Source organism: Leptotrichia sp. oral taxon 218 (assembly GCF_018128225.1).
Taxonomy (GTDB): Bacteria; Fusobacteriota; Fusobacteriia; order Fusobacteriales; family Leptotrichiaceae; genus Leptotrichia.
Genome location: NZ_CP072377.1, coordinates 708,790 through 731,287 on the forward strand (window position 1 = coordinate 708,790; position 22,498 = coordinate 731,287).

At 31.3% G+C, this 22,498-nt stretch carries 16 protein-coding genes and 2 riboswitches; of the genes, 14 read left to right on the forward strand and 2 right to left on the reverse strand.

Annotated elements, in window-relative coordinates; translation table 11 throughout:
• Positions 1 to 305: 305 nt before the first annotated feature.
• The 8 genes from gpmI to J5A73_RS03405 all read left to right on the forward strand — a co-directional run bounded on the left by gpmI (position 306) and on the right by J5A73_RS03405 (position 9,405).
• The gene (gene gpmI, locus J5A73_RS03370) at positions 306 to 1,841 is read left to right on the forward strand and encodes a 2,3-bisphosphoglycerate-independent phosphoglycerate mutase (protein ID WP_211616620.1); all 1,536 of its coding nucleotides are present in this window, start codon (positions 306 to 308) and stop codon (positions 1,839 to 1,841) included.
• A gap of 95 nt (positions 1,842 to 1,936) precedes the next feature.
• The gene (locus tag J5A73_RS03375) at positions 1,937 to 2,458 is read left to right on the forward strand and encodes a PTS glucose transporter subunit IIA (protein ID WP_211616622.1); all 522 of its coding nucleotides are present in this window, start codon (positions 1,937 to 1,939) and stop codon (positions 2,456 to 2,458) included.
• A gap of 147 nt (positions 2,459 to 2,605) precedes the next feature.
• On the forward strand, positions 2,606 to 3,349 hold the full coding sequence (locus tag J5A73_RS03380; RefSeq protein ID WP_211616624.1) for a tetratricopeptide repeat protein: 744 nt from the start codon (positions 2,606 to 2,608) through the stop codon (positions 3,347 to 3,349).
• A gap of 310 nt (positions 3,350 to 3,659) precedes the next feature.
• Positions 3,660 to 5,402, forward strand: a complete 1,743-nt coding sequence (locus J5A73_RS03385) for a DEAD/DEAH box helicase (RefSeq protein WP_211616626.1) — start codon at positions 3,660 to 3,662, stop codon at positions 5,400 to 5,402.
• 163 nt (positions 5,403 to 5,565) lie between these two features.
• Positions 5,566 to 7,095 (forward strand): methyltransferase regulatory domain-containing protein, encoded by a 1,530-nt coding sequence (locus tag J5A73_RS03390; protein ID WP_211616628.1) that lies wholly within the window; start codon positions 5,566 to 5,568, stop codon positions 7,093 to 7,095.
• A gap of 85 nt (positions 7,096 to 7,180) precedes the next feature.
• Positions 7,181 to 7,283: riboswitch (TPP riboswitch) on the forward strand.
• Between the two features lie 60 nt (positions 7,284 to 7,343).
• The gene (locus tag J5A73_RS03395; RefSeq protein WP_211616630.1) at positions 7,344 to 7,652 is read left to right on the forward strand and encodes a thiamine-binding protein; all 309 of its coding nucleotides are present in this window, start codon (positions 7,344 to 7,346) and stop codon (positions 7,650 to 7,652) included.
• Positions 7,621 to 8,397, forward strand: coding sequence for an ABC transporter permease (locus tag J5A73_RS03400; RefSeq protein WP_211616632.1), 777 nt, complete (start codon positions 7,621 to 7,623; stop codon positions 8,395 to 8,397). The genes J5A73_RS03395 and J5A73_RS03400 overlap by 32 nt, the downstream gene beginning before the upstream one ends.
• A 36-nt stretch (positions 8,398 to 8,433) precedes the next feature.
• Positions 8,434 to 9,405: an ABC transporter substrate-binding protein gene (locus J5A73_RS03405; RefSeq protein WP_211616634.1), complete on the forward strand. Its 972-nt coding sequence runs from the start codon at positions 8,434 to 8,436 to the stop codon at positions 9,403 to 9,405.
• A 317-nt stretch (positions 9,406 to 9,722) separates the two neighbouring features.
• Here J5A73_RS03405 and J5A73_RS03410 read toward each other — a convergent pair whose 3' ends face one another.
• Entirely contained in the window at positions 9,723 to 10,517 is a 795-nt protein-coding gene (locus J5A73_RS03410) for a class I SAM-dependent methyltransferase (protein WP_211616635.1), read from the reverse strand.
• 260 nt (positions 10,518 to 10,777) lie between these two features.
• Between J5A73_RS03410 and J5A73_RS03415 the strand changes: the two genes are divergently transcribed.
• From J5A73_RS03415 to J5A73_RS03430, 4 genes are all read left to right on the forward strand, one after another.
• Entirely contained in the window at positions 10,778 to 11,521 is a 744-nt protein-coding gene (locus J5A73_RS03415; RefSeq protein ID WP_211616637.1) for an ABC transporter ATP-binding protein, read from the forward strand.
• Positions 11,522 to 11,541: 20 nt separating this feature from the next.
• A complete protein-coding gene (locus J5A73_RS03420) occupies positions 11,542 to 12,150 on the forward strand; it encodes an EndoU domain-containing protein (protein WP_211616639.1) in 609 nt (202 codons plus the stop codon).
• 12 nt (positions 12,151 to 12,162) lie between these two features.
• The gene (locus J5A73_RS03425; RefSeq protein WP_249069465.1) at positions 12,163 to 12,618 is read left to right on the forward strand and encodes a hypothetical protein; all 456 of its coding nucleotides are present in this window, start codon (positions 12,163 to 12,165) and stop codon (positions 12,616 to 12,618) included.
• A gap of 363 nt (positions 12,619 to 12,981) precedes the next feature.
• On the forward strand, positions 12,982 to 19,527 hold the full coding sequence (locus J5A73_RS03430) for an autotransporter-associated N-terminal domain-containing protein (protein WP_211616641.1): 6,546 nt from the start codon (positions 12,982 to 12,984) through the stop codon (positions 19,525 to 19,527).
• Positions 19,528 to 19,628: 101 nt separating this feature from the next.
• On the opposite strand, the gene J5A73_RS03435 is transcribed toward J5A73_RS03430, so the two are convergent.
• Complete coding sequence (locus tag J5A73_RS03435; RefSeq protein WP_211616643.1) at positions 19,629 to 20,291, reverse strand: C40 family peptidase; 663 nt, start codon at positions 20,289 to 20,291, stop codon at positions 19,629 to 19,631.
• Between the two features lie 210 nt (positions 20,292 to 20,501).
• A riboswitch (FMN riboswitch) is annotated at positions 20,502 to 20,632 on the forward strand.
• A gap of 192 nt (positions 20,633 to 20,824) precedes the next feature.
• Between J5A73_RS03435 and ribE the strand changes: the two genes are divergently transcribed.
• Both ribE and ribD read left to right on the forward strand, forming a co-directional pair.
• A complete protein-coding gene (gene ribE / locus J5A73_RS03440) occupies positions 20,825 to 21,289 on the forward strand; it encodes a 6,7-dimethyl-8-ribityllumazine synthase (RefSeq protein WP_211616645.1) in 465 nt (154 codons plus the stop codon).
• Between the two features lie 72 nt (positions 21,290 to 21,361).
• Positions 21,362 to 22,477, forward strand: a complete 1,116-nt coding sequence (ribD, locus tag J5A73_RS03445; RefSeq protein WP_211617272.1) for a bifunctional diaminohydroxyphosphoribosylaminopyrimidine deaminase/5-amino-6-(5-phosphoribosylamino)uracil reductase RibD — start codon at positions 21,362 to 21,364, stop codon at positions 22,475 to 22,477.
• Positions 22,478 to 22,498: the final 21 nt, after the last annotated feature.

Genomic DNA, 22,498 nt, shown 5'->3' on the forward strand with positions numbered 1-22,498 from the left:
TTCCACATACGCTCCTTTCTTTTTTTCTAAAATTTTTTTTAATATAAATTTGCTTATACATATTTTATCAAAAATAAACTAAAATTTCTAGAAAAACTTTTATTAAATTAGAATAACAGATGTTATACATAGGTGAACTACTCCCACTTATAGAAAGCCTGCGACTTCTTGTTATCTTTTTGTTAAAAAAAATTTTTTGAAAATAATAAAAATAAAATATATAATTTCTTGAAAATTTAAGAAAAAATTAGTATAATAAATGTAGTAAGTGAAAATTTTACATATTAATTTGAAAGGACAATAAGATGAAAAAAAGACCTGTAGTTTTAGTAATTTTAGATGGTTGGGGAATTAATCACCACGACGATCAAGTTAATGGAATAAAAATGGCAAAACCATTAAATTTCGAGAGATATAAAAAAGAATATCCTTTTACAGAACTTCGTGCTGATGGAGGACATGTTGGACTTCCAGACGGACAATTTGGAAACTCTGAAGTTGGACATACGAATATTGGAGCAGGAAGAACAGTTTTCCAAATGCTTCCAAAAATTTCAAAAGCAATTAACGATGGTTCAATTTTAGAAAACGAAGTTTTAGCAAATGTGATGGACACAACTAAAAATAATGGTAAAGCTCTTCATATCTTAGGACTTGCATCTGATGGTGGAGTTCACTGTCACATTGACCATATTATTGGATTAGTTGATATGGCAGCTAAAAAGGGACTTACAGAAGTTTATGTTCACCCTATTACAGATGGAAGGGATACAGCGCCTGAAAGCGGAGTAAATTATTTGGCTCAGTTGCAAGAAGGCTTGGATAAAATTGGCGTTGGAAAAATCGCAACTGTAATTGGAAGATATTATGGAATGGACAGAGATAACAACTGGGACAGAGAAAAATTAGCTTACGATGCGTTGACTATCGGAGATGGAGAAGTTTACCCAACTGCTGATGAAGCAATCAAAGCGTCTTATGCAAAAGGTGTAACTGATGAATTTGTAGTTCCTGTTAAAATTGGTTCAAAAGACAATGGATTAATCAAAGATGGAGATGGAGTAATTTTTGCAAACTTCAGACCAGATAGAGCAAGACAGCTTACAAGAATGTTTATTGATTCAGAATTTAAAGGATTTGACAGAAAAGTTTATCCTAAAGTAAACTTTGTTACAATGGCTCAATATGATGCATCATTTGATTCGCCAATCGCTTTCCCACCTGAAAAAATAGTAAACTGCTTTGGGGAAGTTGTTTCAAAAGCTGGATTAATTCAAGTAAGAACAGCAGAAACTGAAAAATATGCACATGTTACATTCTTCTTCAACGGTGGAAAAGAAGAACCTTATCCAGGAGAAATCAGATTGCTTTCTGATTCACCAAAAGTTGCAACTTATGACTTGCAGCCAGAAATGAGCGCTTACAAAGTAAAAGACAGATTAATCGAAGAATTAAATACAGGAAAAGTTGACACAGTTATCTTAAACTTTGCAAATCCTGACATGGTTGGACATACAGGAAATGTACAGGCAGTAATTGAAGCTTGTCAAGCTGTGGATAATTGCTTAGGACAAATTGTAAGAAAAGTGCTAGAAATGGACGGAGCATTATTTATAACTGCAGATCACGGAAATGCTGATTTATTAGTAAATCCAGAAACAGGAGAACCTCATACAGCTCACACTGTAAACCCTGTTCCATTCATCTTCATTTCAAACGACATGAAAGATGCTAAATTAAGAAAAGGTGGAAAATTAGCTGATATTGCACCTACAATGTTAGAACTTTTAGGATTGGAAAAACCTGCTGAAATGGATGGAAGCAGTTTGATAGAAAAATAAAATTTTTTATTAAAAAATTTTGTATTTTTTAACAATATGTAGTATAATATATTATAATGATTTAATAAAAAAATAAATATATTGGAGGAAAGAAAATGGGATTATTTGATTTATTCAAAAAAGGAAAAAAAGAAAAAGAAGAAGTAAAACAAGAATTTGAAGGGAAAATAATCGCACCGATTTCTGGTACAATTATGCCTTTATCTCAAGTTCCTGATGAAGTTTTTGCTCAAAAAATGGTAGGAGATGGAATTGCAATTGAACCAAATGCGTCAGGTGTAATGTTGGCACCAGCTGCAGGAAGAGTTGAAAAAATCTTTGATACTAACCACGCATTTAGTATTGTAACACCAGCAGGAGTAGAAATTTTCGTTCACTTTGGAATGGACACAGTTCAATTGGAAGGAAAAGGTTTCGAAAGAATTTCAGAAGAAGGTGCAGTTGTAAAAGCTGGAGATCCATTAATTAAATACGATTATGATTTCTTAAAAGCAAATGCAAAATCAATAATCACACCAGTAATTATTTCAAACTATGAAGATTACAGTTCATTAAATCCAGTTGAAAGTGGAGAAGCTAAAGCTGGGGAAACAGTAGTTTTGAATATTCAAAAATAGTTAATGAAGAAATAACTCTTTTAGTTGATTCTAAGAGAGTTATTTTATTTTACAGAATATTTTTATTTTATTTAAAAAATTTAAAAATTTTTTAGTTAATTAATATTATTGTGATAAAATTTAAAATAAATTTAGGAGAAAAAATAAATGAAAAAGTATGGAAAAAGTATTTTGTTAATAATGGTACTTATGATTTTTGCAAGTTGCGGAAAAAAAGAGAGAAGCTTTAAACCAGCTCCTAAGCCAAAAATTGTGTCGGCAATTGATGAAAAAGTGAAAAAATTGACAGAAGCAGCTCAAAAAGGGGATGTGGCAGCACAAACTGAACTTGGAGAAATGTATCTTTTTGGAAAAGAAGTTCCAAAAGACCCTAAAAAAGCACTTATGTGGTCGACAAAAGCGATGAAAAAAGGAAATGAAATAGCAACCACAAATGTAGGAATAATATATTTTGAAGGATTTGGAGTTAAAAAAGATTATAAAAAGGCATCTGAACTTTTTAACAGAGCTATGGACAGAGGAAATATGAATGCTGAAATGAAAGCTCCAAGATATTTGGGAATTATGGCAGAAAAAGGTCTGGGAACAAAAAAAAATTTGGAAGATGCAATTTTTTATTATGAGATGGGAGATAGTGCTGGAGATATTGTTTCTCAATATAATTTAGCAAAGATTTATGAAAGTCAAAATAATTATAAAAGAGCAATTGAGCTTTATAAAAATGCTGAAGGAAGAAAAGATGTGGAGGCAGCGCCAATGTTAGTCGCACTAGGAGATTTGTATAAAGAGGGAAAAGGTGTGGCTAAAAATACCAAGGAAGCTAGAAAATGGTATGAAAAAGCAGTGGAAGCGGGAAGCAGCGAGGCAAAATTAAAATTAGAAAAATTATAAAATAATGAATAAAAATATAAAAATTTAAAAAGAAATATCAAATTTTAAAAAAATGTGGTATAATGATATATACTACAAAAAAATAAAAAAGACAGGGTAGGAACTACCCGAAGAGCTTGGTAAATATATTTGGCTAGTCATGCGCAGATATTTCCCAAGAAGTTTCCACTTCTAAAAGCGGGAAGTAGTTCACTATAAAAGATAATTGTGAAATTAATTAAGTCAATTAATTAAATAACTGATTAATAATATTAAAATTAAATATAAATAAAAAAATAAAAAAAGAGAAAAAGGAAGGTAATTTTAAAAGATGCAGAAATTTGAAGATTTTGGATTAAGTACAGAAATGCTTAATGCATTAAGTAAAAAAGGATTCGAGGAGCCAAGTGAAATACAAAAGTTGGTACTTCCCGAATTATTAAAGGAAAGAACGCACTTAATAGGACAAGCACAGACAGGAACAGGAAAAACGGCAGCATTTAGCATTCCAATCCTAGAAACTATTGAATCTGATAAAACTGTTAAAGCGTTAATTTTAGCACCTACAAGAGAACTTGCAAATCAAGTGGCTGATGAAATTTATTCGTTAAAAGGTGAAAAAGACTTAAAAGTTTTGGCAGTTTACGGTGGTGCATCTATCGAAAATCAAATTAGAAGATTAAAATTAGGAGTTGACATTGTAGTTGGAACTCCTGGAAGAGTTATGGACTTGATGAATAAAAAAGTCTTAAAAGTGGATAATTTAGATTATTTCGTATTAGACGAAGCAGATGAAATGTTAAATATGGGATTTATTGAAGATATCGAAGAGATACTTAAAAAGACAAACGATGAGAAAAAAATGTTATTTTTCTCAGCTACGATTCCTAAACCAATTTTAGCAATAGCTAAAAAATTTATGCCAGAATATAAATTGTTAAAAGTTGCAAAAAAAGAATTGACTACAAATTTGACGGAACAAATTTATTATGAAGTTAAGCAAGAAGATAAGTTTGAAGCATTGTGCAGAGTTTTGGACTATGAACAGGATTTTTATGGAATTGTGTTTTGTAGAACAAAATCAGAAGTTGACGATGTTACAAATAAACTGAAAGCTAGAAACTATGATGCTGAATGTATTCACGGAGACATCACTCAAGCGTTAAGACAAAAAGCGCTAGATTTATTCAAGAAAAAAGTGTTGACAATTCTTGTGGCTACAGATGTTGCGGCAAGAGGAATAGATGTAAGTAATTTAACACATGTAATTAATTATTCAATTCCACAAGAAGCTGAATCTTATGTTCACAGAATTGGAAGAACTGGAAGAGCTGGACAAAAAGGGATTGCAATTACATTTGTGACACCTAGAGAAGCAAGTAAATTGGCACAAATTAAAAGAATTACAAAAACTGACATCAAAAGAGAAGACATACCAAATGTGGAAGAGATTTTGAATGCTAAAAAAGAAGCATTAATCGCCTATGTTGAAGAAATTATAAAAGAAGACGACCACAGCGCTTACGATGAATTGGCAAATAATTTACTCCAAGGAAGAGATCCAAAACAAGTGTTGGCATCTGTATTAAGACATGTCTACGAAGATGAGTTTTTACCAGAAAATTATAGTGAAATTCAAGATGTGAAAGTTAAAATTGCGGATAAAACAAGATTATTTATCGCACTTGGTTCAAAAGATGGATACAATGTGGGAAGACTGCTTGATTTACTTCACAAAAAAGCAAAAACTCCAGGAAGAAAAGTAAAAGATGTAAAAATTATGGATAAATATTCATTTATTACAGTACCATTACAAGAAGCGGAATACATCATGAGAGCGTTAAATTCCAAAAATGATTCTAAACCTTTAGTTGAAGAAGCGACTGGTGGAAGAAAAAGCGGAGGAAGTGAGAAGAAATCTTCTTCTAAAAAATCTGGAAGAAAAAAATCTTCGAGTAAAAAAAGTTCTTCAAAAAAAGACAAAAAAGAAAAGAAAGATAAAAAAGATAAAAGAGATAAAAAAGAACGAAAAGATAAGAAAGACAAAAAATCTAAGAAAAAATCTAAAAAATAAAAAAATAAATTTATAAAAAGTAAAATTTCTATTAATTTTTGATTATTTGAGTTAATAGGAATTTTTTTTCTAAAAATAACAAAAAAAATAATGAAAAAAGGTTAAAAATGTGATATAATTTTGGAAGTTAAGTTAAAACAAAGAAAAGAAAGGAAATTATAAAATGGATAGTAAAGAAAATAAGGAGAGTTACGACGAACTGGTCTATAAAGCAAATCCTTTTGCAGACACTGCAATGATGAAATTGGAGGCATATGCGTATTTTTACGGTCTTAATCCACAAAAAGCGACAAAAGCTCGTGTACTAGAACTAGGAACATCATTTGGTGGAAACTTGATTGCTCAAGCGATTAATTTTGAAGATAATTATTATGTTGGCGTGGATTTGTCGCATGAGCAGATAAAAAAAGGAAATGAAATTATAAAAAAATTAGGATTAAAAAATATTGAACTTCATCAAAAAGATATTTTGACAATTGATGAAAGTTTTGGAAAATTTGATTATATAATTTCTCATGGAGTTTTTTCATGGGTTCCGAATGATGTAAAAGATAAAATGATAGAAATTTTCAACAAAAATTTAAACGAAAATGGAATTGCATATTTGTCTTACAACACTTATCCAGGATGGAAAGAAGCGTCAAAAGTAAGAGATATGATGCTTTATGTAAATAAATTTTACCCAAATCTTTCACTTGTTGAAAAAACAGAAAGAGGAAGACAAGTTGTAGAAATTTTCAAAGAACAAATAGAACTTTATTCAGACTTAAAAGAAAGAAGCAAAGGTTATCTGGAATGGATGGAAAGTGTGCTAAAACATCAAAATTACTATCTTGGACACGAATATTTAGAAATGTTTAATGATCCGCTATACATTCATGAATTTGCTGAATTAGCTGATAAAAATGGATTAAAATATTTTTCTGATACAAATTTAAAATTGTCAATGGCAACTTCTTACAAAAAAGAAACTGTGGAAAGATTGCAGCAGTTATCTGGCGGAGATAATGTCATTAAAGAGCAATGTATTGACTTTATTTTGGATACAAAATTTAGAAAATCGCTTATGTGTAAAAAAAGCCAAGCGGATAAATTAAATTTTTCTGAAAGTATACCTAATAAAATTATTGATTCACTTTATTATGTTATAAAAAATAAAATAGAAATAGCTGAACTTGAAGATAAAGTTTTAGAAGAAACATTAAAACATTTATTAAATCAAAAAAATGGTGAATTTGAAGTGGAAGACGCCAAGAAATTTTTGAATGACAAAAACTTATCTAAAGAGCAGGAAGAAAAAATTGTTCAGGAAATAAGAGGTTTTATTTTAAACAATGTAATAATTGGAAATTTGAATTTTTATTTGACAAGAATTGAAAGAATAAGTTTTGTGGAAAATGAAACTTATGTTCCAGAAAAATTTATTAAATATGTGGAAGTTATTTTAAGCGAAGATGGACAATATATAGGAATTGGAAACTTTAAAAATGAAATTTTCCCAGTTGATACGATTGAATTAATCTTGCTTCAGCATTTAAAAGAACCAACAACTAAAGATAAATTGATAAGCGAATTGGATAAATTGGGACTTAAGAGAATGGTTGATGGAAAAGAAGAAGATGTAAAATCAGCAGATTACTTAGAAGAATTCTTTAAAAAATATGAAAACTTAAATTTTTTCAGAAAAAAATAGAATTTTAAATTAAAAAAAGTTTTTTAGAATAGTATTGACTTATGAAAAAATAGGGATATACTTAAAGTAAAGATATCAAAGTTAAATATAAATACAGGGGTGCTATAATGGCTGAGAGTAGTCTTTTGACTTAACCCGTTTAACCTGATACGGATAATGCCGACGAAGGGAGTATTTTAATATTACAATTTAATATTAATAAATAAATCTCCTTTTGTTTTTAATAAAATTTGAAAGGAGATATTTTTATGTCTAATAAAATTAATGCAAGTGTTGCAATTCAAGTATTGCCAGATACTTGTGAAAATGAAGAAATTATAAGAATAGTTGACAAAGTTATCGAATACATTAAAAGTAAAAATTTGAAAATGGTAGTTGGACCTTTTGAAACGACAATTGAAGGAGATTATGACGAACTTATGAATATTGTTAAAATGTGTCAAATTATCGCAGTTGAATCTGGCGCAAAAAGTGTGATGTCATATGTCAAGATAAATTATAAACCGAAAGGAGAAATACTTACAATTGAAAAAAAAATCAAAAAATATACACGGTAAATTATTGAATAAAATTGCACCAGTAATTATTGTTTTATATGTTTTAATAAAATGGCAAATATTGTCAATTGCAAAAATTGTGCCGAAGTTTATGCTGCCGTCACCTTTTGATGTGATAAAGGCTTTTGTGAATGATTTTCCGCTTCTTATGCACCATGCTAGATTTACACTTGTAGAAGCATTTTTGGGATTGGGACTGGGAGTGATTTTGGGATTTTTAGTTGCGGTTATAATGGATATGTTTGAATTTGCCTATAAGTCGATTTATCCAATATTGATAATTACTCAAACTATTCCAACTGTTGCGATTGCACCACTTCTGGTACTTTGGCTGGGGTATGGAATTTTACCCAAAATTGTACTTATTGTTTTAACTTCATTTTTTCCAATAACAATCGGACTTTTGGATGGATTTAAGTCGGCGGATAAAGATGCGCTAAAACTTATGAAAACGATGGGAGCAACACCATTTCAGAATTTTGTTCACATAAAACTTCCAAGTTCAATTGGATATTTTTTTGCGGGACTTAGAATATCTGTCAGCTATTCGATTATAGGTGCAGTTGTTGCTGAATGGCTAGGTGGATTTGATGGACTTGGAGTGTATATGACGAGAGTCAGAAAGTCGTATTCATTTGATAAAATGTTTGCCGTCATATTTTTAATTTCAATAATCAGTTTATTTTTAATGTTTGTTGTAAAAGAAATTCAAAAATTGAGTATGCCTTGGGAAAAAGATATTTAATTTTGAAAATTTTTAAAATAAGGAGAATTTAGTTTAATGAAAAAGAACTTTATTAAAATTTTAATTTTGGCAATAGTGATGATATTGTCAGTTTCCTGTGCAAAAAAATCTAAAAAAATAAGAATAGTTTTGGATTGGACGCCTAATACAAATCACACAGGACTTTTTGCTGCAAAAGATTTGGGATATTTTAAAGAAGAAGGAATTGATGTGGAAATTGTGCAGCCACCTGAAGGAAGTACAACTGCATTAATTGGAGCTGGTGGAGCTGAATTTGGGATAAGTTTTCAAGATACACTGGCTAAGACATTTTCATCTGATGCTCCAGTTCCAGTGACTGCTGTCGCAGCGATAATAAACCACAACACATCTGGAATTATTTCTCTAAAAGAAAAAGGTATTGATTCACCAAAAAAATTGGTTGGCAAAAGATATGCGACTTGGGATGATGAAATTGAAAAGGCGATTTTAAAAAAAATAGTTACTGATGACAGCGGCAATTTTAGCGGCGTAAAAATGATTCCAAATACAGTTACTGATGTTGTGACAGCACTTAAGACAAATATTGACGCAGTTTGGGTCTATTATGCATGGGATGGCGTTGCAACAAAACTTGCTGGACTTAATACAAATTTTTTGAAAATTGCAGATTACAGTCCTGAACTTGACTTTTACAGTCCTGTAATTATTGCAAACAATGACTATTTGAAAAAAAATCCAGTTCAAGCTAAAAAAGTGCTAAAGGCTATAAAAAAAGGCTATGAATATTCAATGAAAAATCCTGAAGAAGCTGCAAAAATTTTGATTAAAAATGCTCCTGAAATAAATCCGCAATTAGCGATTGCTAGTCAAAAGTGGTTAGTTTCGCAGTATAAAGGGGATGCAAAAAATTGGGGAGAAATAGATAAAAAAAGATGGGACTTGTTTTATGACTGGCTTTATAAAAATAAATTAATTGCTAAAAAAATTCCTAGCGGATTTGGGTTTAGTAATGAGTATTTGGAATAAAATGGTTGAACAATATTTAGCAAGAGGTCTCCTTCTTCTATAAGTGAGAGTAGTTCACTAGGTATTAGGGAAAGGTTTTATTCAAGTGTAAGAAGTTCATTGAATTAGTAAAGTACATTTTGAGAGATTCAGTAAATTTGCATAATAAATTTTGAGAGTGTCCAGAATTCTGTGTAAAATATATATAAATCCAATAATATAAGGTTTTTCTAGTTTATTTACGCAAAAAAGTTTACACTCTCAAAATTTTAATTTAAATCAGTTCAAATTCCGACTGCGCTTTTTTCATTTCAGTATACATTTTGGAATATCGCCCTTTATTTTTCATAAGTATAAATTCCAAGTCTGTTATTAAAAATGTAAAAGAATGGAATAAACAATTTTTTCCAGCCAGGAAGATGATGTTTCATTTCATCAGTAAAATTAATAAGTCCAGTTTGCTTTAATTTTGGATTCAATTTTACAACTTCGCTTCCATCTTTCACGCCCCAACTAAATTTTACTTTCATATTTTTTAAGGTATCATGTTTTTTGCTCATTTTAACTGTTCCTTTATAGAGCAAGTCAAACTGTGCTTCAAAAGAATCAAAATTATCAGTTAATATTTCCAAGAACTGTTTAATTTGCTGTTCTTCAAAATACATTAATACACCTTCCGAAATAATAAGCAATTTTTTCCCTTCTAGTTTAATATCCTTTGTCCATGCTGAATCAAATGCAGATTTTGCAATATCTGTAACTCTTTCGTTTGGCTCGAAAAAGAGCTTTCGTTTTTCGATAACTTCTGGCAAGTCAAGATTATACCATCTTATTTTTGCATTATCTATTCGTAAAAATCTTGTATCTAATCCACATCCAATCGACACAATTACACAATCTGGATATTTTGTTATAAACTTTTTTACTTCATTATCCATCACTTTCGCCCGTGAAAGAACTCCATAATACGAAGCCCATGCATTTTTAAATTTCGAGAAGTCATAATCTATTTGAGAAATTATTTCTTCAGATTTTTTGTCATTTAAAATCGGATTTTCGCTTTTAGCATCGGTCGCTCGCATATACAGAGTAATAAGCATAGTTTCTGAAATATTATTAAGTTTTATTTTCATATTTCTTTCCTCCTTCAAATATTTTGTTTATCAAACTATTCGATATAATTATACCAATATTTATTAAAAATGCAAATTTTTAAGGTAGAAATAAAATAGATTTCTTAATTTTAAATTACTATGAATTTTTTACAATTGAAATTATGAATATTCTTTGTTTCATTTGTGTTCATTTGTAAAAAAAGATTTTTTTGTTGACATTTTTTTTTTCATATGCTAATCTAATTTTGTGAATAAAATTTTTAAGGTGAAATAAAAAAATGAATGAGATTAAATTGCAGGTTAAAAATGTGTCTGTCGAATTTGAAGGGAAAAAAATTATTGAAGACATTTCGATTGACTTAAATAAAGGTGAACTAGTATGTATTTTAGGAACGAGCGGAGTTGGGAAAACTACTTTATTTAATGTAATTTCTGGATTGATTAGTCCAACTTCTGGAGAAGTTTTTTTAGACGGAAAAAATATTTTGGAAAATTCTGGAAAAATAAGCTATATGCTTCAAAAAGATTTGCTTTTGCCGTTTAAGACAATTATTGACAATGTGTCCTTACCTTTGGTTATAAAAGGCGTAAAAAAATCTGAGGCAAGAAAAAGAGCGCAAAAATATTTTGCAGAATTTGGACTTTCTGGGACAGAAAAAAAATATCCTAATCAACTTTCAGGTGGAATGAGGCAACGAGCAGCACTTTTGCGAACTTATATGTTTTCATGCGAAGTAGCTTTACTAGATGAGCCATTTAGCGCATTAGATGCTATAACGAAGCGAAAAATGCAAAACTGGTATTTGAATATAATGGAAAAAATAAAGTTATCAACGCTATTTATAACTCACGACATTGACGAAGCAATTTTAATTTCAAAAAGAATTTATATAATTTCTGGAAATCCAGGAAAAATTACAAAAGAGATAAAAGTTGATTTGCCAAAAACTGGGAATGGCGATGAAGTGACTTTAACAGAAAAATTTATAGAATATAAAAGAGAAATATTAAAGCTCTTATAAAAAATGTGTGAGGAGGAAAGATGAAAAAAAATAAGATTTTAAGTATTTTAGTTGTGTTTATAGTTGCACTTTTTGGATTCGGAAAAAGTTATTTGGATAGCGTGGCTAAAAAAAATGCGGATAAAAATTATGTAAAAGGTTTAGTTGCAGAAAGTAACGATAAATCCGAAAAGTCTTTGAGTTCTAAAAAAAATAAAAATTATAGAAAAAAAGATATCGGATCAGTTGAGAGCAGTAAATATAACATAGATTACGAGCATGTAATCGGAGGAGATCAAAATCATTCGGGAAAAGTTACTGGCGGACATTCGCTTTTAAAAGGTGATGTCAGAATTGTGAAAAAAATTGGACAACCTGCAAAAAATGGAGTCTATAGAGCAACTGTTGAAATTAGGGATTCTAGCGGAAAGTGGCAGCAAAAGACTTCAAATGGCGGAGTTAATACGATGTTTCCAAGTGATTGGGACGAAGCTAGAATAATTAGTGAAATAAATTCAGCTTGGGAAAATAGAAGAGATGTTCCTGGAAGAGATAAAAATATGTGGCAGGGTTTAAGTAAGAGCAAGGTTTTAATAAGAGGCTATAAAACTCCAAGAATTACGGCATATCCTGTTTATGAAAACAGATAAATTTTGAGAAAGGTGAATACGACATTGAGAGTAAAATTTAGTTATTGTAAAGATGGAGATTTTGGAATTATGCCAACTTCTGAAGTAAAATTTTTTGATGCAGAAGAATTTGGTGGAAAAAAAATAATAAAATTTAAAGATTTGGAAAAAAAGCAGAATGAATATACAAAATTTTTGATAACAGCGATTATGGAAGATTTTCCAGAAGAAAAAATGGTGCAAGATTTTTTGGATGAAGTGAATAAAGTTGCACAAGGAAAATTGAATGAAACTTGTTGGGACGGTCAGTCATTTCAGCATAAAATAACGAGGGATAAGGTGAGTTTTGAGCATACAATTTTTGGAATTTGTGAAGAATATCCAGAATGGAGCTGTCATTTTGACGAATATAAAGCTGTTCTTGAACTTTGGGGAGAATTTTTGGAGATGAAACCAAGTTTGAGAAATGAAGTTGTGGTTGAAGTTTAATTTTGAAAATAAAGAATATATAAAAAAAAATCATAGTGTTGTGCTGTGATTTTTTTTTGAAAAATAATAAAAAATAGAATTAACTGTGGTGTAGTAGTATAATATTGTTCCTTAAAAAAAAAATGAAAAGAATTACTAAAAACAAAAAAAACTTTATATTTTTTTAAAGTTTCTCAGAAAAAGTACTTGTTTTTTTTTCTTTTTTTAGTATAATTGTAGTGTATAATAAAAAGTTTTTTTTGAGGAAATAAAAAATTTCACTTATCACTCACTTAAAAAAATTATTCTTGAAATTTTTTTATTTTCAAAAAAAATTCTTTGAAATGTAAAACATATAAAAACAGTTTTGAAAGGAAAAAGATCATGGGAAGCAATAATTTAAGACAACTAAAAAAAGATTTAAAAGCTTTTGCCAAAAGAGTAAAAGACTTTAAATACACAGATTCAGCATTAATTACGTTTCTTTTGACAGGAATTATAACGTTAGGAATTTCAAACGTGACATTTTCTGTCGAAGATGCGATAGCTACTCAAACTAGACAGATAAACAGCTCAATAAAAGACATGAGGTTGCAATTCAAAAAAGCAAGAAATGAAAATGATAAATTGCTTAGAGATACAAACTTAGAACTAATTCAGTTGATGGAACAGGGAGATCATGTTGTAAAATCACCTTGGAGCAGCTGGCAATATGGTATGAATTATTTTAACAACAATTGGAATGGAACATATAAGGGAAGAGGAGATAAGAAAGAAAAATATCCTTACGAAGGAAGATTTGAGAGAAGTAAAAACTCATTTGAAAGATATACTTCGCCTTTAAGTAGCCATTACGGAGATTTATCTTTGGGAGCAAACAGACGTTCAGCCTCATCAAATTTAAGAAGTGGAATTCCTTCATCATACGGAATAGCAAGTAACGACCCAGCACAAGAACCAATTGTGGAAATGAATGTGGAAGCCTCAATCAGGCCTAAAACAGTAAAGATAGATATTCCAGATTTGGGAATAAGAGCGCCACAGTTAAATGCTTTGGGAGTACCTAATTTATTGCCGCCTTCATTGGAGATACCTGCACCTTCTATAGTTACAGTGCCAAATAAACTTCCTTCAGTAAGCGCAACACCTATATCTGAATATAAGTTTAATCCACATAATGTACTTTCAACAGAATCTCCTTGGAGCACAAAACCTCAAGATGGTAAAAGTTATACTTATTACTCGGGATGGGATCCGGGTACAGCACGACCTGCAAATAAATCAGTATACCAATATAATGCTAGTGGAACTTTAATGACACCCGCCGCAAGCAGAGTAACAAATGTATTTTATTTGAATACAAATACTCAACCAAATGGAACGCAGCATTGGAAATTAAGTGATGCAACAGTTCATGTTGCTGGAGATGCAAACTCTTATCCTAAAGGAACTATTGCACTTCATACAGTCTGGGATGGAGAAATTGAAAATGTGACAGGATATTTGCATGGCTTGGGAACTTTTATCTCAACAGAAGCATGGCATTCAGGAAAAGTAAAATTAACAAGTACAACAGTTAATATAGATGGAACTAACAACAGTGTGTTTTATGGGTATCCAACAACTTATTTTGGATTGGCAAAGACAAGCAATTATAGTGCGTATAAACAAAGAGGAGGCTTTACAGGAACTCTTGATGTTAATATTAATAATGCAAATGATAATTATATTTATTCTGTAATGGGTGTGCAAGGAAGTATGGCAATTAAAAGTAGCGGAAAATACACAATTAATGGTAATAAAAACCTTGTATATTTAGGGTTAGGATATGTTCCTAACTGGCAAAATTTAGTAGGCAGTGGAAGTATAGAAAAGGATTATAAAAATGCAACACCTACAGATGCTAAAATGACTCCGTACATAAAAATAGGAAACAGTACAATTAACGGTAATTCAAATGTTTCGTTATTTTTTGACAATAGACATGGAGATTCATCAATACCACACTATAATGACGGTACTGCAAAAGGACAAAGTGGACAGGACTGGGCAAAATCTATAATTGGTATTTATCAAGGAGAAATTGATGTCGCAGCGAATATAGGAGATAGTTCTGCTTCAGTAGGAAATGTTGGAGTATATTCAAAATCAGGGCAAAGGGTTGAAATAGTTCCTCAAGACGATTTGGGAGCACCTTCACCTGATACAACTTTTCCTGACTATAACATTGATAAAATTCACAACTTGGAAATAGGGGCTGCTAAAATCTATTTTGGTAAATATTCTACAGATGGTATAATGTTTGCGGCGGATCAAGGTTCAGTAATTGATGTTGCAAGGCCACAAAAAGCAGATGCCAATGCAACAGGGACTACACCGTATTTAGAAATCACTCCTTCTACAACAATTCAAGATTCAGCTTCAGCATTGACAAGTTCAGTTGATGATACTTCAAACCAGGCAGCAACAGGAACTGTGATTGCATATGCGACAGGCACATGGGATAATAAAAATATGCCTGGAGGGGTAGCAGCTGGACTAAGAGGACAAGGAAGTAGAATCAACCTTTATGCTCCTGTAATTATGTCAGGAAGATCAGATGTTACAAGAGCAATACCAAATCCCTCTGTAGCATTGTTAGGAGACAATAAAGGTATTGTTAATGCCAAAGAAGATGTAACAGCAAATGGATATGGCTCTATAGTAGCATTGGCGAAAAGAAATGGAGTTGTAATTGCAGATAAAAATATAACTGCTAAAGATACAGGAGCATCAGGAGATTCAGCCACAAAACCTTACTTATACACAAATATAGGAGCATATGCAGGTTCTGGCGGAACTGTTACTATAGCAGGAAATGCTGATATTCATGGTATTGGTGGAATGGCAGATGGCAATTCTTCAGTTGTAAACTTAAATGGAACAGGAAATACAATAAAAACAGGAAAAGATGGAGCGTTGGTGGCAACTAACGGTGGAACAGTTAATTTTGCAGGAGGAATAATAGACCACTCTGAAAATGAAGCGAAAGATCATGATAAAAGTACACCGATGTTTGCTAATAATACAGGGCACGTAAACTTTACAGGACATACTACTATAAATATTGCCAATGGAATATTAATGCCTGGACAAGCATCAGATTATACAGCAGCTTCAGGTACAGCTACAAAATACAATGGAATGCAACATGTAGATGTAAACTTGACAGGAGATGGAGTAGTATTGAGTTCACATGACGGACATGCGCCAGTTCATTGGACAGGCGGAACAATAGCCAATGTGATTCAGAGTGAAATGAAACTTAATAGTTTCAATGATGGTGGACATTCATACAAAATTTACTATATAAATGGCGATTTCTTTATAGATGGAAATATAGATTTAGACAGTACAACAGAAGCCTTTAACAAATTTGTTCTTGCAAGAGAAAAGGTAACAATAAGTCCAGGAGTAACAGTAAGCTCTGCTACGGGGAAAGGACTTGCATTGGGATCTAATAAACATGCTACGACAAATATGGATTCAGGATATACAAATAAAGGAACTATAAATATAACAGGAGGTACACCAACTGGAACAACAGCTATTAATACAAGTTATGGATACCTGGATAATCAGAGTGCAATAAATATGGACAATGGAATAGCTGCCTATGGAGTAAATGGAAGTAAATTTACAAATAATTCCACAGGAACAATAAACATTACAAATGGCGGAGTTGGTATGGCAGCATTTGCTTCAGCAACTTCAGGATTACAGGCATATGGAACTGATGCAAAAGTATTAACTGCAACTGACAAAGTTCTTGAGTTAGATAATAGAGGTACAATAACAGTAGGTGGAAATCAGTCAATAGGACTTTATGGAGAAACTAACGATATTGCAGGACGTGGGCTGGTAGCTTCAAATGGAAGTATCACAAACACTGGGAAAATCATAATGACAGGAGATGCAGCAGTAGGAATACTAGCAAAAAGAGCGACTGTCAATCTTGGTGGAACAGGAAGTTCAGATATAACAGTAGGAACAAATGGAATAGGTGTGTATGCTGAAAATTCGCCTGTAAATATTGTATCTAATACAGGAATAGAAGTAAAAGACAAAGGTGTCGGAATATTTGTTAAAAATGATGGAAGCACATTGACAGGTTCAGCACTAGAAATAAAATATACAGGTTCTGCAAATAATTCGGCAGCAGGAATTTTCTATGAAGGTGGAGCAGGACATAATGTTACAAATACCACAGATGTAAATATAGTAAACAGCGGAAGTAATAAAGGAATCGTTGGTGTATATATGAACAATGGTGGAACCCTAACAAATGCAGCAACAATAACAGATAAAAGCGGAAAAGCTTATGGAATCTATTCTGAAGGTGCAGATGTGGTAAATAACGGAACACTAAATATTGGAAACAAAGGTAAGGGAATACTAAGTACAGGTGGAAACGTTAGATTAACAAGCAGTTCTGTAATTAATCTGGGAGAAGATGAAGCAATTGGGGTATACACAAAAGGAACAGGAAACAACGTAACAGCGGATGCAGGTTCTACAATGGCAATTGGTAACGGTTCATATGGATTCATAAATGAAGGAACAGGAAACACAATAACAAGTAATATGACTTCACAGACAGTTGGAGATAACACAGTCTTCGTATTCTCAAGAGATACATCAGGAACAGTGATAAACAATACACCGTTAACTTCGACTGGTTCACTAAACTATGGACTTTATTCAGCAGGAAATGTAGTAAATAATGCAGATATTAACTACAGCTCAGGAATAGGAAACGTAGGAATTTACAGTATAAATGGAGGAAGTGCGGTAAATAATCCAGGTGTCTCAATAACAGTAGGAGCTTCAAATTCTGATCCGACAGCTAACCAGTATGCAATAGGAATGGCGGCAGGATATGTAGGGGATGCGACAACACCGGCTTATACAGGAAATATAGAAAACAAGGGAATAATTAATGTAGTAGGACCATACAGTATAGGAATGTATGGAGTAAACAAAGGAACAAAGGTAGTAAACAGTGGAATAATTAACTTAAATGCAAGCAACACAACAGGAATGTACCTTGATAACGGAGCAGAAGGAATAAATAACGGAACAATCAAGTCAAATGGAACAGGATTAAAGAAGGTAGTCGGAGTTGTAGTTAAGAACGGTTCGACAATAGAAAATAACGGAACAATTGATATTAATGCCGATGAAGCGGTAGGATTACTTTCAAAAGGAAATGTGGCAGGACAGAATCCAGGAATAATCAAGAACTACGGAACATTGACTATAAGAGGAGCAGGATCAGTAAATACTCAGATTCCGCAGCCAGGACATGAAATATCAAAAGATATGGCGGGAATTAAGATACATGCGCCATCAGGTTCATCAACAGCGACAATAACAGTAAACGGAGTGCCAGTAGTACCAGAAGTAGCGACAACGACAGGAGAAGAATACAAACCAATGGAAGTTTCAACAATAGGAATGTATATAGACACTTCAAACAAACGGTTTACAAGACCAATAGTTGGATTAAGTAATCTGAGTACGTTAAAGAATGCAGATTTGATTATAGGGACAGAAGCGGCACAAAATACAACAAGTAAATATATTCAATTAAGTCCACAAATACTTGCACCATATAATCAGATGATTTTAAATAATCCACAGATTGGAAAATGGAATATTTATTCAGGTTCACTTACATGGATGTCAAGTGTAGCACAAAACCAAACAGATGGAACAATAGAAAATGCTTACTTAGCAAAAATTCCATACACTAGATGGGCAGGAAATGAAAATACTCCTGTAAATTCTACAGATTCATATAATTTCCTAGATGGACTTGAACAAAGATATGGAGTTGAAGGTTTAGGAACTAGAGAAAAATCATTATTTGACAAGTTAAATGGAATAGGAAATAATGAAGAAGTTTTATTATATCAGGCAGCTGATGAAATGATGGGTCATCAATATGGAAATACTCAAATGAGAATAAATGCAACTGGAAGTATGCTTGATAAAGAATTTAGATATTTAAAACACGACTGGAGAAATCCATCTAAACAAAATAATAAAATTAAAGTATTTGGAATGAGAGATGAGTATAATACAGATACAGCTGGAATTATTGACTACACAAGCAATGCTTATGGAGTAGCTTATGTTCATGAAGATGAAGCTATTAAGATGGGAAATTCTCAAGGTTGGTATGCTGGAGCTGTGACAAATAGATTTAAATTTAAAGATATAGGACATTCAAGAGAAAATCAAACTCAAATTAAAGCAGGAGTCTTTAAAACAATGTCACCAGAAAATGACCATAATGGATCATTACAATGGACAATTGGTGGAGATGTATTTGCAGGTATTAATGAAATGAAACGTAGATATTTGGTTGTAGATGACATATTCCAAGCAAAATCAAATTATAATTCTTATGGAGCGGCTTTAAAGACAGATTTAGGATATGATATAAGACTTTCTGAAAGAACCCATTTGAGACCTTATGGAGCTTTGAAAATGGAATATGGGAAATTTAGCAATATAAAAGAAAATTCTGGAGAAATGAGATTAGAAATCAAAGGAAATGACTATTTCTCAGTAAAACCAGAAGCTGGTGCAGAATTTAAATATGTTCAGCCATTGGCAGTAAGAACAAATCTATCTGTTGGACTTACAGCGGCTTATGAAAATGAGTTAGGAAAAGTTGGAAATGTAAATAACGAGGGAAGAGTTAGATACACAAATGCAGACTGGTTTGGAATAAGAGGAGAAAAAGACGATAGAAAAGGAAATGGTAAGTTTGACCTTAACATCGGAGTAGATAACACTAGATTTGGTGTTACAGTAAATGCTGGATACGACACTAAAGGTAAAAATGTAAGAAGCGGTGTAGGATTTAGATTAATTTATTAGTTAAGTATAGAAAATAAAATCACAGTTATTAATTTAGCTGTGATTTTTTTTATAAAAAAATCCCTAAATACAATATATATTAGGGATTGTAAAAATTTATTTTATGATTTTTTTACTCTGACTCCATATCTGTAAGATTTTTTCCAATATGGACTTTTTAGTGAAGACATAACAACTCCTTTTGAAGAAGAAGCATTTATAAATAATGTATTTCCGACATAAACGGTAGTGTGATTCGTTTTTCCACCGTTAGTTTTGAAAAATAAAATATCTCCTGGCTCCAAATTTTTATCGGAAACTTTTTTTCCTGTTTTTACTTGTTGAGCGGCAACTCTTGGCAACTCTTTTTTGTAAACTTCACGATAAACTCGACGAGTTAGTGCAGAACAGTCAATTCCTTTTTTAGAATCGCCACCAAGTGCATATTTAGTTCCTTTCCAGTGACTATAGGCTGTCAAAAGTTTTTTTTGAGTAAAAACTTTTTTCTTTTGAGCAGTTGTCCCTGAATGAAGAACTTTTTCGTGATATTTTTTTAATTCACTCATTTTTTCTGTGACAAGTTCTGATTTATTATTTTTTGGAATTGAATAAATTCCTGAATTAGAAGAAGTTATTTTTTTTCTTGAAATAGTTTTTGAATTTGAGTTTGTTGCTAAACTATTCTTTTTTATAGGTTTTTTAGTTTTGGAAACTTTTGCTTGTAAAGTTCCAGGAAGCATTGCGACCATCATAAGCGTCGTAGTTAAAAGTCCCTTTTTTTTCATAAATTTTTAAAAATCCTTTCTCTTTTTCGATATTTAATATATTTTTATTTTTATGTCTATTTTGGCGACACTTGAAGTATTATAGCATTAATTTAAAAAAAATAAAACTTTAAATTAGATAAAAATAATTAAATTTTTTTAATTTTAGAAAAATTTTAAAAATGAAATCATTTGACAAAATAAAAAAAAGAGTATATAATGATTCTAAGAGTAAGACTTCAGGGCAAGGTGAAATTCCTGACCGGTGGTAAAGTCCACGAGCAAAGCTAAATTAACTATTAGTTGCATGAAACGGTGTAATTCCGTTACCGACAGTAAAGTCTGGATGAGAGAAGCGATATGATTATTTGAATTAAAATAATTTTGATTATTAAATAAATAAAATTCAAAAAATTATAAAAAATTTTCTTAAGTAAAAAACGCTCTGGATTTCATAATCCAGTTTTTTTATTTTAAAATAAATTTATTAAAATAAAAAAATAAAAAAATAAAAATTTAAAAAATAAACAAAATAAAATTCAGGAGGAATAAAAATGAGAACACTAGAAGGAAAATTTAATGGAAAAGGTTTGAGAATAGGAATAGTTGCGGGGAGATTTAATGAGTTTATCACTTCAAAATTAGTTGGTGGAGCGGTAGATGTGCTTAAAAGAAATGATGTAAATGACGAAGACATTGATATTGCTTGGGTTCCAGGAGCTTTTGAAATACCTTTAATCACTAAAAAAATGGCTGAATCAAAAAAATATGACGCAATTTTAACTTTAGGAGCCGTTATAAAAGGTGCAACACCTCATTTTGACTATGTTTGTGCAGAGGTTTCTAAGGGAGTGGCTCAAATTTCGTTGCAAACAGGACTTCCTGTAATGTTTGGAGTGCTAACTACAAATAATATTGAAGAAGCAATTGAAAGAGCTGGAACAAAAGCTGGAAATAAAGGTGCCGATGTTGCATTTGGCGCATTAGAAATGATTGATTTAATAAAAAATATTGGATAATTTTAAAAATTAATAAAATTAAAAAAATTAATTAAAAAAGGAAAATAAAAAAATAATAAGATGGAAGAAAATATAGAAGAAAATATTGATAAAAATTATATGCAAATGGCAATTGAACTGGCAAAAAAAGGAACTGGAGCGGTAAATCCTAATCCGATGGTCGGAGCGGTTGTTGTTCAAGATGGAAAAGTTATTGGAACTGGCTATCATAAATATTTTGGAGGGCCTCATGCTGAAGTTTACGCTTTGGAAGAAGCTGCTCAAAATTCAAACGATTTGTCAAATGCAACGATTTATGTCACATTGGAACCGTGTTCGCATTATGGAAAAACACCGCCTTGTGCTGAAAAAATTGTGAAAATGGGACTAAAAAGATGTGTTATTGGCTCATCTGACCCAAATCCGAAAGTGGCTGGAAAAGGTGTGCTAATATTAAGAAATGCTGGGATTGAAGTGCGTGAAAATGTTTTGAAAAGTGAATGTGATAAAATTAATCAAGTGTTTTTTAAATATATTATGACAAAAATTCCGTATTTGTTTTTAAAATGTGCGATAACTTTAGATGGGAAAATTGCTACAAAGACAGGAAATTCCAAATGGATTACAAATGAAACTGCTCGTGAAAAAGTTCAGTTTTATCGAAATAAATTTATGGGAATTATGGTTGGAATAAATACGGTTTTAGCTGACAATCCAAGTCTTACTGCAAGAGTTGAAAACGGTATAAATCCATATAGAATCATTATTGACCCACATTTTAAAACTGGAAAGAATCACAATATTATTAAAGAAAATAGCGATGAAAAGACAATAATTGTCACATCAAAAAATAACGAAAATTCTGAAAAGCAGCTGGATTTTTCTGAAAATAGCAAAGTTAAATTTGTATTTTTAAATGGCACAAAATTTAGCTTTAAAGAAATTCTTCGTAAAATTGGAGAAATTGGAATTGATTCAATTTTGCTGGAAGGTGGACAATCGCTTATTTCACAGGCATTTGAAGAAAATGTAATTGACGCTGGAGAAATTTTTATTGCCAATAAAATTTTAGGCGATGAAAAAGGGAAGTCTTTCATTGCAGGATTTGATAGGGAAAAAATGGATGAAGCTGTGATTTTGAAAAATGTGAAATATAATGTTTATGGCGAAAATGTGGGAATAGAATTTTTGCAAAAAAATTATAATTAATTTAAATAAATTATTTAATTT

What these genes read in the sequence shown, in the direction of transcription:
- J5A73_RS03420 (WP_211616639.1), top strand. Translation starts at nt 11,542, where the DNA reads ATGAAAAAAAATAAGATTTTAAGTATTTTAGTTGTGTTTATAGTTGCA.
- gpmI (WP_211616620.1), top strand. Translation starts at nt 306, where the DNA reads ATGAAAAAAAGACCTGTAGTTTTAGTAATTTTAGATGGTTGGGGAATT.
- J5A73_RS03395 (WP_211616630.1), top strand. Translation starts at nt 7,344, where the DNA reads ATGTCTAATAAAATTAATGCAAGTGTTGCAATTCAAGTATTGCCAGAT.
- J5A73_RS03385 (WP_211616626.1), top strand. Translation starts at nt 3,660, where the DNA reads ATGCAGAAATTTGAAGATTTTGGATTAAGTACAGAAATGCTTAATGCA.
- J5A73_RS03430 (WP_211616641.1), top strand. Translation starts at nt 12,982, where the DNA reads ATGGGAAGCAATAATTTAAGACAACTAAAAAAAGATTTAAAAGCTTTT.
- J5A73_RS03410 (WP_211616635.1), bottom strand. Translation starts at nt 10,517, where the DNA reads ATGAAAATAAAACTTAATAATATTTCAGAAACTATGCTTATTACTCTG.
- J5A73_RS03405 (WP_211616634.1), top strand. Translation starts at nt 8,434, where the DNA reads ATGAAAAAGAACTTTATTAAAATTTTAATTTTGGCAATAGTGATGATA.
- ribE (WP_211616645.1), top strand. Translation starts at nt 20,825, where the DNA reads ATGAGAACACTAGAAGGAAAATTTAATGGAAAAGGTTTGAGAATAGGA.
- J5A73_RS03375 (WP_211616622.1), top strand. Translation starts at nt 1,937, where the DNA reads ATGGGATTATTTGATTTATTCAAAAAAGGAAAAAAAGAAAAAGAAGAA.
- J5A73_RS03435 (WP_211616643.1), bottom strand. Translation starts at nt 20,291, where the DNA reads ATGAAAAAAAAGGGACTTTTAACTACGACGCTTATGATGGTCGCAATG.
- J5A73_RS03390 (WP_211616628.1), top strand. Translation starts at nt 5,566, where the DNA reads ATGGATAGTAAAGAAAATAAGGAGAGTTACGACGAACTGGTCTATAAA.
- J5A73_RS03415 (WP_211616637.1), top strand. Translation starts at nt 10,778, where the DNA reads ATGAATGAGATTAAATTGCAGGTTAAAAATGTGTCTGTCGAATTTGAA.
- J5A73_RS03380 (WP_211616624.1), top strand. Translation starts at nt 2,606, where the DNA reads ATGAAAAAGTATGGAAAAAGTATTTTGTTAATAATGGTACTTATGATT.